Origin of the sequence: Megasphaera elsdenii DSM 20460, from assembly GCF_003010495.1 — a bacterium.
GTDB lineage: Bacteria > Bacillota > Negativicutes > Veillonellales > Megasphaeraceae > Megasphaera > Megasphaera elsdenii.
The window spans coordinates 1235785-1250245 of sequence record NZ_CP027570.1 but is presented as its reverse complement, the minus strand read 5'-3'; the positions used below and the strand labels follow the sequence as shown (position 1 = coordinate 1250245).

The window sequence follows — 14461 nt, the reverse complement described above, 5'->3', positions numbered from 1 at the left end:
GCCGCGGCGCGTTATTCGTAATCAAAAAGCATACCATTAAACCCGAATAGGCTGCAATCGAATATCACAGCGGGACGCCCTCCGGGCGTCCCCTACCTATACGGTCGCTGGCCGTTTTTTTGCGACCGGCCACCTGCAATCTGAGCACTATACTGTTCATATTATCAATTGCCGAGTATAATAAAAGTGAAACCTCAAAATTTCCATTTTTTGAGGTCTCAGAATCATCAGATAGCAAAATTCGCTTTTTTTGAGGTGACTGCCATGAAATATGAATCTCTGTATTCACTCTATTACAAAGACAACCAAATATGGGAAAAAGTATATCAGGAACGGTTTCACAGCCCTTTTAGCCGTCATTTGCCTTTGGCCATAAAGCAGTATCATCGTCGGCAAAGCCATCCAGCATTTTTCTGCTATACTGAAGAAATCGCCTTATCCTTGGAAAAAATTGCCAGCGAAGTCATGGACTGTCTCGATATTATACATCAAGTCCCACCGGCCGCTATATCACAATTTTTGCATATGTCCCTAGTTGATGAAATCAAATCGACCAATGACATTGAAGGCGTCCGCAGTACGAGGAAAGAGATCTTGATGGCTTTTTCCGTCCCCGAATCGGAACAGTCATCTTACCGGTTGGGCAGCATCGTCAACAAATACATCAAAATCATTCAAAAAGAATACATCCCTTTAACTACCAGCCAGGATATCCGCCAGCTTTTCGACGATTTTCTGGCCGATGAAATTAAACGAGATGACTCCAAAAATCTCCCTGATGGGAAAATCTTTCATAAGGATCGTGTCGACATCGTCTCACCGGCACAAAAAACTATCCATCAAGGAGTCTACCCGGAATCAGCTATCATCGAGATGATGGACGCAGCTCTCGATGTGCTGAATGACAAGACCATCCCTTATTTAATTCGTGTTGCTATCTTTCACTATTTCTTTGGCTACATCCATCCTTTCTATGATGGAAATGGCCGAATGGCGCGATTTATCACGTCTTATTTGTTGGCATTGCATTTACATCCCGCAATAGCCCTGCAAGTTTCTATCTTAATCAAAAAATACCGCAAAAGATACTACGACCTGTTTTCACATACCGATGCCGATATCAATCGCGGAGATTTGACCCCCTTCATCATAGGGACTTTGCAGTTCATCGAACAGGCCACGCTTTTTACACACCATACACTCAAACACAAATATCAAACTTATCAAAAAGCCAAAGAAAAACTTGCCCAAACGCCGTCCCTATCAACAAAAAATAAAACCACTGCTGCCATTTGCGATATCCTGCTGCAAGCGGCTATCTTTTCCGACATCGGCGTTTCCGTAAAAGAAATCATAGAAACTCTAAACATTTCTGAAAACACAGTCTACAATCATCTGAAAAAAATTCCTGAAGAATATCTGTGGATAAATAAAGAAATACGGCCATACCGCTACCAATTGCGATTATAAGGGCCTAACGGCCCCGCCGGTCGCAGTTCGCCGTTCGCAGGCCGCCTCGGACTCAGATGCCGCTACGCGGCGACAGGCTCAGAATGACGACATCGCCTCGAGTAACCCTCGGCTCGTGGAAAAAATCGTGGCTCGTGGTTCATTGTTCGTGGCTCGTAAAAGCCTGCCATTATACTCGAATGGGCTGTGGTCGAATATCACAACGGGACGCCCTTTGGACGTCCCCTACGCATACGGCCACAGGCCGTGTTTTTTTTTGTGCCCTGTAACTGCGTTCATTCCCATCGCCTGTATGCGATTTCGTAGGGGACGTCCCGGAGGATATTCCGGAGGGCGTCCCGCTACGCGCTGAGGATTTCCCGAAGCGTCGTTGTTAATTTGAGCCTGTCGCGGCGGAACGCCGCATCTGAGTCCGAGGAAAGGCCGTAGTTCGTGGTTCGTAAAAACCTACCATTATACTCGAATAGGTGTGGTCGAATTTCGCAGCGGGCTGCCCTCAGCGGGACAGCCCCTACGCACAAGGCCGTTGGCCGTGTATTTTTTGCTAACAGCTAACCGCTGGCTGCAAAAAAGGCGCTGTCTTCATGCGACAGCGCCTTTTTTCACTACAAACTATATTCTATTTATCGATGACCTTCTTAACGATGCCGATGGCTTCTTTCAATTCGTCCCAAGGGATGTTGAGCGGCGGCAGGAGGCGCAGGAGGCCATTGGCTGTGAGGACGAGGACACCGTTGTCTACGCAGCCTTCTACGACGTCCATGAGGGCTTTATTTTTGAGGGCGACGCCGATCATGAGGCCCATGCCCGATACGTGGTCGACGTGTTCGCATTGTTCCAGTTCTTCTTTGATGTATTTCCCTTTTTCCCGAACTTCTGCCATAAGGTCGTCGTCGAGGCGGTCGATGATGGAAATGCCGCCAGCCGTACAAATCGGGTTGCCGCCAAAGGTCGAGCCATGGGTGTGATTAGTCAGGGTATGCTGCGTCGAATCGGCGAACATCGTAGCGCCCAATGGCAGGCCACCGCCGATGGCTTTGGCTGTCGAGACAATATCGGGCTGGATACCATAGCCCATGTAGGAATAGAGATAGCCCGTCCGGCCATTACCGGTCTGGACTTCGTCGACGATAATCAGGATATCATGAGCGTGAGCATATTCTACGACTTGTTGGACGTATTCCTTGTCGAGAGGATGGACGCCGCCTTCGCCCTGGACCATTTCCATCATGATAGCGCAGACATTGTTTTCTTCGCAAAGCCGCTTCATGTCGGCAAAATCATCGGGTTCGGCATAGACGAAGCCGTCGACGAAGGGGCCGAAATCTTCATGAAGCGAGTCCTGGCCGCACGCCGTCAAGGTGGCAATGGTCCGGCCGTGGAAGCTGTTCTTCAAGGTGACGATGGTATAACGGCCGTCGCCATATTTGTCGTACGAATATTTGCGGGCCGTCTTGATGGCACATTCGTTGGCTTCGGCACCGGAGTTGGAGAAGAAGACTTTCTTCATGCCTGTCTTCTGGCAGAGTTTTTCAGCCAAGACGGTCTGAGGTTCCGTAAAGAAGACGTTGGAAATATGGCTCAATTTATGGAGCTGCGTTTCGACGGCTTTGATCCACACATCATCGCAGACACCGAAGATGTTGACGGCAATGCCGGCACTGAGGTCGATATATTTCTTGCCATCGACATCATATAATACAGCGCCTTTGCCGTGGTCCAACACAGCACCGACCCGGTTGTATACATTAACGATATATTCTTTATCAAGGGTTTTATAATCTTCTGCCATTGGGGGATTCCTTCTTTCTTGTAATTATGCTGGGAGCGAACGGCGTAAATAGTCTTTGCTAAGACTATTTACCGATTGAATAATGCCCTACGAACATCGTGCCCAGGCCTTCTTCGGTGAGCATTTCGATGAGGATGGCATGGGGAACCGTGCCGTTGATGATGAACACGCGCTTGACGCCAGCCTTGATGGCATCAGTGCAGCACTGGACCTTAGGAATCATGCCACCAGCGATGATGCCGTCTTTTTCCAGCTGCCGTGCCTGTTCGAGGGTGATTTCCGTGAGCAGCGAATCGGGATCGTCCTTATCTTTGAGGACGCCATCGATATTGGTCATGGAAAGCATACATTCCGCATTGAGGGCGCCGGCAATCTTGGCCGCTGCCGTATCGGCGTTGATGTTGTAGGCCTGACCGTTGGTGTCGGTGCCGATAGTCGAAATGACCGGGATATAGCCTTTGTCCAGGTTATCCTTGATAATGGAAACGTCGACGTCCGTAATGCGGCCGACATAGCCCAGTTCATCGCTCTGCTTCTGGACTTTGATCATCTGGTCGTCCAAGCCGCAGAGACCGATAGCCTTGCCGCCAATCGTCCCGATAAGGTTGACCAAATCCTTGTTGACCTGGCCGGCCAAGACCATCTGGACGACTTTCATCGTTTCCGCATCAGTCACGCGCAGTCCGTTGAGGAACTTCGATTCCATGCCCAAGCGGTTCAGCGTTTCCTTGATATGCGGGCCGCCGCCGTGGACCAGGACGACTTTGACGCCGATGAGGTTCAAGAGGACGATATCGCCCATGACTGATTTCTTCAGGTCTTCATTGATCATGGCGTTGCCGCCGTACTTGACGACGACGATTTTGCCGCTGTATTTCTTGATGTACGGCAGAGCGTTCATCAAAATCTGTGCCTTTTGGGCATTGGTTACGGATTTGACATCTTCCGAGACAAGTTCGATTCTTTTAAACATCGCAATAGATTCCCCCATTTAACTGCAAGCTTTCAACGAATTTTGAAAGCCTAATTTTTTCAACAAATCTTCCATGCCTGCGGCCAGATCTTCCTGGCTGCAAGGGCCGCTGCCGGCCATGCCATTGGCCATGACGATGAACGTAAAGTTTTCCGTATCGATAGCTGCCTTGGCCTGAGCCAGGGCTCCTTCGATGACAGCACTGCCGGCCTGGGCATCGGTCATGATGACGCAAAGGCCATCGCTGTCGGCCGTGCCGTCAGCGGCAATACCGCTCAAGGAACAGCCCGGCGTACCACTGGATAAGGCGACCTGATAAGCTGTGACATCACCGGAGTTATCCAGAACCGCTTCCAGCGGCTGACTGTCATTCCCTAACCCAGCTGTCAGCGTCTTGAGACTGTGGATGAGCAGGGACGGCCGGAAATACTGGCCCTTGGCCCCGCTGGCAACCAAGGCGATATCTTCGGGCGCTTCATCCATGCATTTCCCCGCAGCCTGGCAGACTTCCTGAGAAATCTCATGGCCCCGGGGCCCATCGGGCAGGGCCGTACCGTTGTGCAGGAGCAGTACCTTACCTTCCTGAGTCATCAGGCCCTGACTCGTAGCGGTAACGATGGAGCAGTCCCGTCGGCTTACGATCATAGCGACATCCAATTTCACACGGCTGCTACATAATCCACTATACGTACCGGCAGCCTGAAATCCTTGCGGTACGCTGAGGCTATCATAAACCTGACTCATACTGACTCCACCTTTCATCTTATTCATCTAATACTTTAAATTAAGCCCTGTCGTGGGATCAATGCCCATCATAAGGTTCATATTCTGTATAGCTGCACCGGAAGCGCCTTTGCCGAGGTTGTCGAACAAGGACGTAACCATGATGCGCTGGTCATTACCAGTGACTAGGATTTCCATATCGTCGTAGCCGCTCATATCATTGGCTGCGATAAAGCCGCCCTTGTCTTCACCGAAGGGCAGGACATGGATAAAGGGGCAGCCGTCGTAATGGCTGGCCAAAACCTGCCATACGTCCTGAGCCGTCACTTTCTTGGCCAGCAACTGGCTGAAGAAAGGAATCATGACTTCCATGCCACTGTAATAATCATCGACAATAGGCGTGAAGACCGGTTCCTGCGTCAAATGGCAGATCGTGACGATTTCCGGCAAGTGTTTGTGCTGCTGGACCAGGCCGTACTGACGCGGTGCATATAAATCCTGGCTCTTGTCGCCTTCGTACTGGGCAATCATCTTCTTGCCGCCGCCGCTGTACCCGGTCAGAGAGAACGCCGTTACGGGATAATCGGCCGGAACGATGCCGGCTGCCGTCAAAGGCTGCAGGATAGAAATGGCGCCGCTGGCGTGGCAGCCCGGATTGCCGACGCGGTCGCTCTTGGCAATAGCTTCGGCCTGCTGCGGCGATAATTCGGGGAACCCATAAGTCCAGCCCGGTGCCACCCGCCGGCCCGTCGACGTATCGATGAGGCGGACGTCACAACCTTCAGCCAGCGTTACGGCTTCGGCTGCAGCACCGTCAGGGAGACAAAGGAAGGCGATGTCGGCCTGTTTCATGCAGGCCCGGATGGCGTCGGGATCCTTGCGGACATCGTCGGCAATGGGGACCAATTCGATATCCTGGCGGGTACTGAGCCGTTCATGAATCCGAAGGCCCGTCGTCCCTTCATGACCATCAATGAATACTTTCGTTTTCACACTTCATCACTCCTATATCACATGGGCTGTGCCCTGACTATTCTTTGAATTTTTATTCATTATAGATGCATTTTAATATTTTGTCAAGAATTATGCACGATTTTTTACATAAATAATCGTAAATAACCGTAGGGGCCGTCCCAGAGGGCCTTTCTGGCCCGTCAGGTGCCGACCAACGGAAGGCGCAGGACGGTTGCCAGAACGGACAGCAGAGGCTGCGGCCCGCCTGAATCCCGTTGATAACGCGGTCCCTGGACCGCAAACATCAAACATCAATAAAGGTAAGCGATGCGCCCTCCCTGTCGGCATCGAGGCGGACTTTGACGCCGTAAGGCACGAAGGCCTTATCCTTGGTATGGCCGACGGGCAGTCCTTTGATGGCGGTTTTTCCAGCCAGATGGGCATAATAATCCAGGACCTGGTCCGTCGTGAAGTCGCCCGGGTCGTTGGGGCAGTCGGTGAAATCGCCATAAGCGATGGCGGCGACGCGGGACAAAAGGCCGCTCTGCCAGAGCTGGTTCAGCATGCGGTCAATGCGGTAAGCATCTTCGCCAGTATCCTCCAGGACCAGGATGCAGCCCGTCCCATCGAGGGCATAAGGCGTACCGACAAGGGATGTGAGGACCGTCAGATTGCCGCCGACGATCGGCCCTTCCGCCTGTCCCGGAACGACGGTCGTCAGCTTCCGCCCGGCCGGCAGGGCCAGGGGGCCTTGCCATGCATCTGTCGTAAGGCCCTGGAAGAACTGGCCTGCCGTATAGGCATCGGAGCCGCCGAGGGTGACCATGAGCGGTCCATTGGCTGTGACTAAGCGGCATTTTTCCCAAAGGGCAGTCTGCAAGGCCGTCACATCGCTGAAGCCGACGACCAGTTTGGGATGAGACGCGATGTAATCATAATCCAGCTTATCGAGGATACGCGCCGAGCCGTAGCCGCCATTGAGGCAGATAATGGCCTTGACATCATCGTCGTGGAACAAGGCATTGATATCGCGGGCCCGTTCCGCATCGGTCCCGGAAAAGAAACCATAATTCCCAGTGACCGTCGGCATCATCTTGACGCGATAACCGGCCCGTTCCAGCCTAGCTACGGCCTCAGAAATATCCTGGCCTTCATCGTGCGTGGCCGGCGCTGCGATGCCGATGCAGTCGCCGCGGTGCAGTGCCGGTCCCCGAAGAGCCGTTCCCGCCGTTACTCCCCCTTGTAATAACGCTCCATGCCCTTGGCATAGCCATAGTCGTCATTCAGATATTGGCCCGTCTTCTGCTTGTAACAGAGATTGACGGCGACGAAATCGGCAATCTGATTGTGCTTGATTTCCTTCTTGCGCATAGGGATTTCCTGCCAGCTATGGGTCGAATCATTATACAGCCAGGCCTGGCCATGAGCCACCTTATAAGTCAGGGTATACGTCCCTTCAATATTCCCCGAATCCTCTGGCGACCGGAAGAGATTGACCTTAAAAGTCCATCCCTGACCGTCATCCTTCACGGTTTCCAGCGAACTTAAATCGACGTACATTTCATAACCCATGCCAAAATTAATCGGCCTGTAATGACTATTCGCAGCCAAAGGACTGTTGAAAAAAGCCTGACCGCTGCCAAAACCTCCGAGAGCCACCGCGGCCCCTAATGATAAAATCATTAACCCACGTTTCATATTCATACCAAAAACCTCCCTTCAAAGTATGCCTTTATTATACGACAAAAAAGGCACTGTCGCATTAAGACAGTGCCTTTTGAGTTTTTAGTTTGCAGTTTTTAGTTTGCAGAAAATGGTAAAAAATTTAAAATCAGCTTCTACAAACTACAAACTCCATACTACAAACTATAAGTTATTCCATATCGTAATCCTGCAAGGCAGCGACGTGGTGGTAGCCTTCGTTTTTGCCTTTGTTGGCAAAGACGCGGAGGACTTCACGGGCTGTATCGAGGGAGGTCAGGCAGGGAACGGCGAGTTCTACGGCCATGCGGCGGAGGTTGAAGCCGTCGCGTTCCGGGTGCTTGCCATAGGTCAGGGTGTTGAGGACCAAGTCGATCTTGCCGTTGCGGATCAGGGTGGCGATATTCTGGCCGCCTTCGTGGATCTTGCGGACGATGTCGACGGGCATGCCGTGGTCGTTGAAGTATTTGCCCGTCCCTTCGGTAGCGATGATGTGATAGCCCAATTCCTTGAAGCCTTCAGCCAGCTGGAGGGCTTCAGCTTTATCGCGGTCGGCGACGGTGACGAGGATCGTACCGCCAGCGGGGATCTTCATCTTAGCGCCATTGACGGCTTTGTACAGGGCTTCGGAGTAAGAATGACCGATACCCATGACTTCGCCAGTCGATTTCATTTCCGGCCCAAGGGCGATTTCAGCCAGGCCGATCTTGCTGAATGAGAAGACCGGAGCCTTGGCGGCGACGTGTTTCTTGGCCGGCATGAGGCCGCTGTGATAGCCCATGTCCTTCAAAGTTTCGCCGAGAGCGATACGGGTTGCGATTTCGACAATCGGGAAATGGGTAACCTTGCTCAAGAAGGGAACGGTACGGCTCGAGCGCGGGTTGACTTCGATGATGTACAACTTGCCGCGGGAAACGACAAACTGGATGTTGACCGAACCTTTGACCTGGAGTTCCAGGGAAATGCGCGTCGTGTAGTCGACAATCTGGTTGATCATATCCTGGTCCAGATGCTGCGGCGGATAGACGGCAATGGAGTCACCGGAATGGACGCCGGCCCGTTCGACCTGTTCCATGATGCCCGGGATGTAGACGTCAGTACCATCGGCAACGGCGTCGACTTCGACTTCACGGCCGACCATGTATTCGTCGATGAGGATCGGGTGGTCCGGCGAAGCGATGACGGCTTCACGGAGATAGCGTTCCAATTCTTTTTCGTTATAGACGATTTCCATAGCCCGGCCGCCGAGGACGTAAGACGGGCGGACGATGAGCGGGAATTCCAATTCCTTGGAAACCTTCATGGCTTCTTTATCGCTGGTAGCGATGCGGCCGTCCGGACGGGGAATGTTCAATTTGGCCAGGACTTCGTCGAAACGTTCGCGGTCTTCGGCGCGGTCCATGCCGTCAACAGACGTACCGAGGACGGTAACGCCCCGTTTGGCCAGTGGAGCTGCCAGGTTGATAGCCGTCTGGCCGCCGAACTGGCAGATGACGCCGACCGGTTTTTCCTTGTCGACGACAGCCATGACGTCTTCGACCGTGAGCGGTTCAAAGTACAGGCTGTCCGACGTATCGAAGTCGGTGCTGACCGTTTCCGGGTTGTTGTTGACGATGATGCTGTTCATGCCGGCTTTGCGCAGGGCCCAGGCCGAATGGACCGAGCAGTAGTCGAATTCGATACCCTGGCCGATGCGGATCGGGCCGGAACCGAGGACGATGACGCTCTTCTTGCCCAGGGGCTTGACTTCGTCTTCGTCGGCATAGCACGAATAGTAATAAGGCGTAGCGGCTTCAAATTCGGCAGCGCACGTATCGACCATCTTGAAGGTCGGCGTAATGCCGTGGTCGAGGCGGAACTGGCGGACTTCGTCTTCCGTCTTGTTGGTGAAGCCGGCGATGACGGCATCCGGCATGCTGTAGCGTTTAGCCAGGCGGATGTTATCGACCGTCAGGTTGTTGCGCTTCAAGTCGAATTCCAAGTCGATGATGTTCTTGATCTTATGGAGGAACCACAGGTCATAGCCCGTGATGTAATGAATCTTTTCTTCGCTGATGCCGAGGCGCAGGGCCTGAGCGACGACGAAGAGCCGTTCATCATCTTGTTTCTGCAGGAGTTCGACGATGTCGATGAGGGACTTGCTTTCGAGCTTCTTCATGGAAATATAGTTGACGCCGATTTCCAGAGAGCGGACGGCTTTGAGCAGGGCCCCTTCAAAGCAGCGGTCGAGGGCCATGACTTCGCCCGTAGCCTTCATCTGCGTGCCCAGGGTCTTGTCGGCGAGGGCGAATTTTTCAAAAGGCCAGCGCGGGAATTTGACGACGCAATAGTCGAGGGTCGGTTCGAAGCAGGCCGTCGTCTTGCCCGTAACGGCATTGGTAATCTGGTCCAGGGTCAGGCCTGTAGCGACTTTGGCAGCAACTTTGGCGATAGGATAGCCCGTCGCTTTGGAAGCCAGGGCCGACGAACGGCTGACACGGGGATTGACTTCGATGACGTAATACTGGTTGCTGTTCGGGTCCAGGGCGTACTGGACGTTGCAGCCGCCTTCGATCTTCAAGCGGCGGATGATGGCCAGCGATGCCGTACGCAGCATCTGGTACTGCAAGTCGTTCAGGGTCTGGCTCGGTGCGACGACGATGGAGTCGCCCGTATGGATGCCGACGGGGTCGATGTTTTCCATGTTGCAGACGATGATGCAGTTGTCGGCCTTATCGCGCATGACTTCGTATTCGATTTCCTTCCAGCCGGCAACGGAGCGTTCGACGAGGATCTGGTTGATCGGGCTGAGTTTGATGCCGCGCGTGGCGATCATGAACAATTCGTCTTCGTCGTGGGCGATGCCGCCGCCGGTACCGCCGAGGGTAAAGGCCGGACGGACGATGATCGGATAGCCGATCTTGTCAGCGAATTCGATGGCCGACGGGACGTCTTCAAAGATATCGCTTTCCGGAACAGGCTGGTTGATATCTTTCATAGCTTTCTTGAAGAGTTCCCGGTCTTCGGCTTCTTCGATAGCCGACAGATGCGTCCCGAGGAGCTGGACGTTATATTTTTCCAGGACACCGGCGTTAGCCAGTTCGACAGCCATGTTCAGGCCGACCTGGCCGCCAAGGGTAGCCAGCAGGCCGTCAGGCCGTTCTTTTTCAATGACTTCCGTCACGTAGTCGAGGGAAATCGGTTCGACATAGACTCGGTCGGCAATGTCTTCGTCGGTCATGATCGTCGCCGGGTTGCTGTTGATGAGGACGACTTCCAGTCCTTCTTCCTTCAAGGCACGGCAGGCCTGTGTGCCGGCATAGTCGAATTCAGCGGCCTGACCGATGATAATAGGGCCCGAACCGATAACGAGTACTTTCTTCAATCCTTCTATCATGTTAGTTTTCCTCCATCATCTTGACGAATTGTGTAAACAGATACAAATTATCAGTCGGTCCCGGCGAAGCTTCCGGATGGTACTGGACGCACATGATCTTCTTGGACGGAACTTCAAAACCTTCGAGGGTGTTGTCGTGGAGGTTGCGATGGGTGATGACGACGTCATCGGGCAGAGAGGCTTCGTCGATGACATAGCCGTGGTTCTGGGACGTGATGTAGACGCGGCCCGTGCGGATATCCTTGACCGGATGGTTGGCACCGCGGTGGCCGAAGGTCAGCTTGCGGCTCTTGCCGCCCAGGGCCAGGCCGAGCATCTGAAGACCCAGGCAGATGCCGAAAATCGGTTTCTTGCCGATCATCTTCTTGACTTCTTCGACGATGTACGGGACGTCTTTCGGGTCGCCAGGGCCGTTGCTCAGGAAGATACCGTCCGGATTGACGGCCAGGACTTCTTCAGCCTTGGTTTCAGCCGGGAAAATGGTCAGGCGGCAGTCGCTGTTGACCAGTTCGCGCAGGATGTTGGCTTTGGCGCCGTAATCCATGACGGCGACGTGGAAGCGGCCATCGCCCATGTGCTTGATTTCACGCGTCGTGACGCGGCGGACGAGCTGCGTTTCCAGCGGCGTATCGAAGAGTTCCTTGATAGCGCTTTCTTCCATCGTTTCCGGCACGATGACGCCTTTCATGACGCCCTGGCTGCGGATGGCCCGCGTAATGGCACGCGTATCGACGCCGTAGAGGCAGGGGATGTGGTGTGTCATAATAAAGGTAGACAGCTTGCCTTCGTTCTGCCAGTTGCTCGGTTCTTCACAGAGCTCGCTGACGATGAAGCCGGCAGCATAGGGACGGTCGGCCTGTTCGATTTCGTGGAACAAACCGTAGTTACCGATGAGCGGGTAGGTCATGGTAATGATCTGACCGGCATAGGACGGATCGGTGAACGTTTCCTGATAGCCTGTCATGCCCGTATTGAAGACAACTTCGCCGACAGCCGGTTCATCCATCAGCATGTTGCCATAAAACTTCTGTCCATTCTCTAATATGAGGACACCTTTCATTATAAAACCTCCCCGTTTTTCATTACAATTTTACCATTGACGATGGTAGCTGCGGCCTTGCCTTTGAAAATCATTTCATCGAAAGGCGACGCTTTTCCCTTGGAATAGAATTTCGAGGAATCTACCGTCCATTCTTTATCGAGATCGAGTACGGTCAAATCGGCATCCTTGCCCGGTGCGATGACGCCGGCGTCGAGGCCGAGGATCTTGGCCTGTGCCGTCGACATGGCATTGACCAGGGTCATGAGGTCGATATGACCCGTATGATACATATAAGTCAGCATGGCGCCGACGCTCGTTTCCAAGCCGACGAAGCCGCTGGGAGCCAGGTTGAATTCCTGGTCCTTTTCTTCCCATTCATGCGGTGCGTGGTCGGTGACGACGGCATCGATGGTGCCATCCTGCAGGCCGGCGACGCAGGCTGCGCGGTGTTCTTCCGAGCGGATCGGCGGGTTGACTTTATACCGTGTTTCAAAAGTGCGCAGGGCTTCATCGGTCAGGATGAGGTGCTGCGGCGTGACTTCTGCCGTGACCTGGACGCCGCGCTTCTTGGCCTGACGGACCAGTTCGACAGCGTTCTTGGTGCTGATGTGGGCGATGTGGACCGGCGTGTGTGTCGCTTCGGCCAGGAAAATATCGCGGGCGACGGCAATGTCTTCGGCGACAGCCGGACGGCCTTTGATGCCCAGTTCGTTGGAAACGACGCCTTCATGCATGTTGCCGCCTTCGACGAGGCTCTGTTCTTCGCAGTGGTCGATGATGACCTTGTGGAACATGCTGGCATATTCCATGGCTTTGCGCATGAAATCGCAGTTTTCGACGTAACGGCCGTCATCGGAGAAAGCGGCGACGCCTTCTTTGGCCATGGCGCCCATAGCGGCCAGTTCCTGACCCTGGAGGCCCTTGGAGATGGCGCCGATGATTTCGACTTTGACTTTGGCTTCCCGTTCGATCTTATACTTCATGCCGTCGACGATGATTGCCGAATCGATGACCGGCTTGGTATTCGGCATGGTCGCAACGCGGGTAATGCCGCCGGCAGCAGCGGCTTTCGTTCCCGTTTCAATCGTTTCCTTGCCGGACTGGCCGGGCTGGCGGAGATGGACGTGCATATCGATGAAGCCCGGTGCTACGACGAGGCCCGATGCGTCGAAGATTTCGGCGCCGTCAGCGCTCAGATTGGCTCCGATTTCCTTAATTTTACCATTTTCAATGAGAATGTCACAAATTTCATCCTGCTGCATGGCCGGATTTACGACTCTGCCGCCTTTAACGAGTAGTGTCAACGTCATCGCCTCCCATAATTGTCAGATATAATACGGCCATACGGACGGATACGCCGTTCTTGACCTGTTCCTGAATCGAAGAAAATTCACTGTAACATGTATCCGGTTCGATTTCGATGCCCCGGTTCATGGGACCCGGATGAAGGACGAGGACGTCGTCTTTAGCCCACTTGAGGCGGTCGCGGTTGATACCGAAGAGCGAATTGTATTCACCGGCACTGGGGAAGAAGCCGATACCCTGACGTTCTTTCTGGATACGCAAGACGTTGATGACGTCTGCATCCTGGATGGCTTCCTTCAAGTCGTAATGGACTTTGACACCCATAGCTTCCAATTCCGGCTGGAGCAGAGTCCGCGGACCGACGAGGTGGACGTCGGCACCCATGGTCTTGAGACCATAGATATTGGAGCGGGCGACGCGGCCGTGGTCGATATCGCCGACGATGACAACTTTCAAGCCGTCGATGTGACCTTTGACTTCCTTAATGGTGAACATGTCGAGGAGGCCCTGCGTCGGATGTTCGTGCGCGCCGTCACCGGCGTTAATGATAATCGGGTCGACACAGCGGTCAGCAAACCACGGCGAACCTTCCTGTTTCTGACGCATGACGATGGCATCGACACCCATAGCGGTTACCGTCAGCAGGGTATCGCGGAAACTTTCACCTTTCTGGATGGAGCTTCCCCGCGGCGTAAAGTTGATGACATCAGCGCCGAGATACTTGGCAGCCATTTCAAAGGAACCGCGCGTACGCGTACTCGGTTCCCAGAACATGTTGACCACCGATTTCCCTTTGAGCAGGGATAACTTCTTATTCCCGCTGTTGACGACGGCCTTCATCTTCTTAGCGACCCGCAGTATCAATTCAATTTCTTCCTTCGGTACTCCCTGGAGCCCCAACAGGCTTTTGCCCTGTATACTAACCATCGAATCCTCCTTGTAAAAAAGACCTCTGCCGCAGGGCAAAGGTCATATTATAAGCATGGCAAAATATGTCCCTTTTTAGCCTCTCCGGACTACATTAAAGGTACAATCTGAAAGTATTAGAATCGCACAGCCTCACGGGACTGCCACATATTCTTCTATATATTGTATCGACCAAGGCCCATAAAGTCAAGCAGTTTT

At 53.4% G+C, this 14461-nt stretch carries 11 protein-coding genes; 1 reads left to right on the top strand and 10 read right to left on the bottom strand.

The features are described from left to right. Positions 1–264 precede the first annotated feature (264 nt). Positions 265–1470 carry a Fic family protein gene (locus C6362_RS05860; RefSeq protein ID WP_014015814.1) on the top strand — a complete coding sequence of 402 codons (1206 nt, stop codon included), beginning with the start codon at positions 265–267 and terminating at the stop codon, positions 1468–1470. 619 nt (positions 1471–2089) lie between these two features. On the opposite strand, the gene C6362_RS05855 is transcribed toward C6362_RS05860, so the two are convergent. From C6362_RS05855 to C6362_RS05810, 10 genes are all read right to left on the bottom strand, one after another. Next, positions 2090–3262: an aspartate aminotransferase family protein gene (locus C6362_RS05855; RefSeq protein ID WP_014015813.1), complete on the bottom strand. Its 1173-nt coding sequence runs from the start codon at positions 3260–3262 to the stop codon at positions 2090–2092. Between the two features lie 64 nt (positions 3263–3326). After that, positions 3327–4235: an acetylglutamate kinase gene (argB, locus tag C6362_RS05850; RefSeq protein WP_014015812.1), complete on the bottom strand. Its 909-nt coding sequence runs from the start codon at positions 4233–4235 to the stop codon at positions 3327–3329. Between the two features lie 18 nt (positions 4236–4253). Further along, positions 4254–4979, bottom strand: coding sequence for a bifunctional glutamate N-acetyltransferase/amino-acid N-acetyltransferase (locus C6362_RS05845; protein ID WP_014015811.1), 726 nt, complete (start codon positions 4977–4979; stop codon positions 4254–4256). A gap of 27 nt (positions 4980–5006) precedes the next feature. Further along, positions 5007–5951: an N-acetyl-gamma-glutamyl-phosphate reductase gene (gene argC / locus C6362_RS05840; RefSeq protein ID WP_014015810.1), complete on the bottom strand. Its 945-nt coding sequence runs from the start codon at positions 5949–5951 to the stop codon at positions 5007–5009. 265 nt (positions 5952–6216) lie between these two features. Further along, positions 6217–7089, bottom strand: coding sequence for a S66 peptidase family protein (locus tag C6362_RS05835; RefSeq protein WP_080596486.1), 873 nt, complete (start codon positions 7087–7089; stop codon positions 6217–6219). Between the two features lie 53 nt (positions 7090–7142). Next, positions 7143–7616 (bottom strand): hypothetical protein, encoded by a 474-nt coding sequence (locus C6362_RS05830; protein WP_014015808.1) that lies wholly within the window; start codon positions 7614–7616, stop codon positions 7143–7145. Between the two features lie 169 nt (positions 7617–7785). After that, a complete protein-coding gene (carB, locus tag C6362_RS05825; protein WP_014015807.1) occupies positions 7786–10989 on the bottom strand; it encodes a carbamoyl-phosphate synthase large subunit in 3204 nt (1067 codons plus the stop codon). A gap of 1 nt (position 10990) precedes the next feature. Beyond that, complete coding sequence (gene carA / locus C6362_RS05820; RefSeq protein WP_014015806.1) at positions 10991–12049, bottom strand: glutamine-hydrolyzing carbamoyl-phosphate synthase small subunit; 1059 nt, start codon at positions 12047–12049, stop codon at positions 10991–10993. Continuing rightward, positions 12049–13335, bottom strand: coding sequence for a dihydroorotase (locus C6362_RS05815; RefSeq protein WP_014015805.1), 1287 nt, complete (start codon positions 13333–13335; stop codon positions 12049–12051). The genes carA and C6362_RS05815 overlap by 1 nt, the downstream gene beginning before the upstream one ends. Next, on the bottom strand, positions 13319–14263 hold the full coding sequence (locus C6362_RS05810) for an aspartate carbamoyltransferase catalytic subunit (RefSeq protein WP_014015804.1): 945 nt from the start codon (positions 14261–14263) through the stop codon (positions 13319–13321). Before C6362_RS05810 ends, C6362_RS05815 begins: the two co-directional genes overlap by 17 nt. Between the last annotated feature and the right edge of the window lie 198 nt (positions 14264–14461).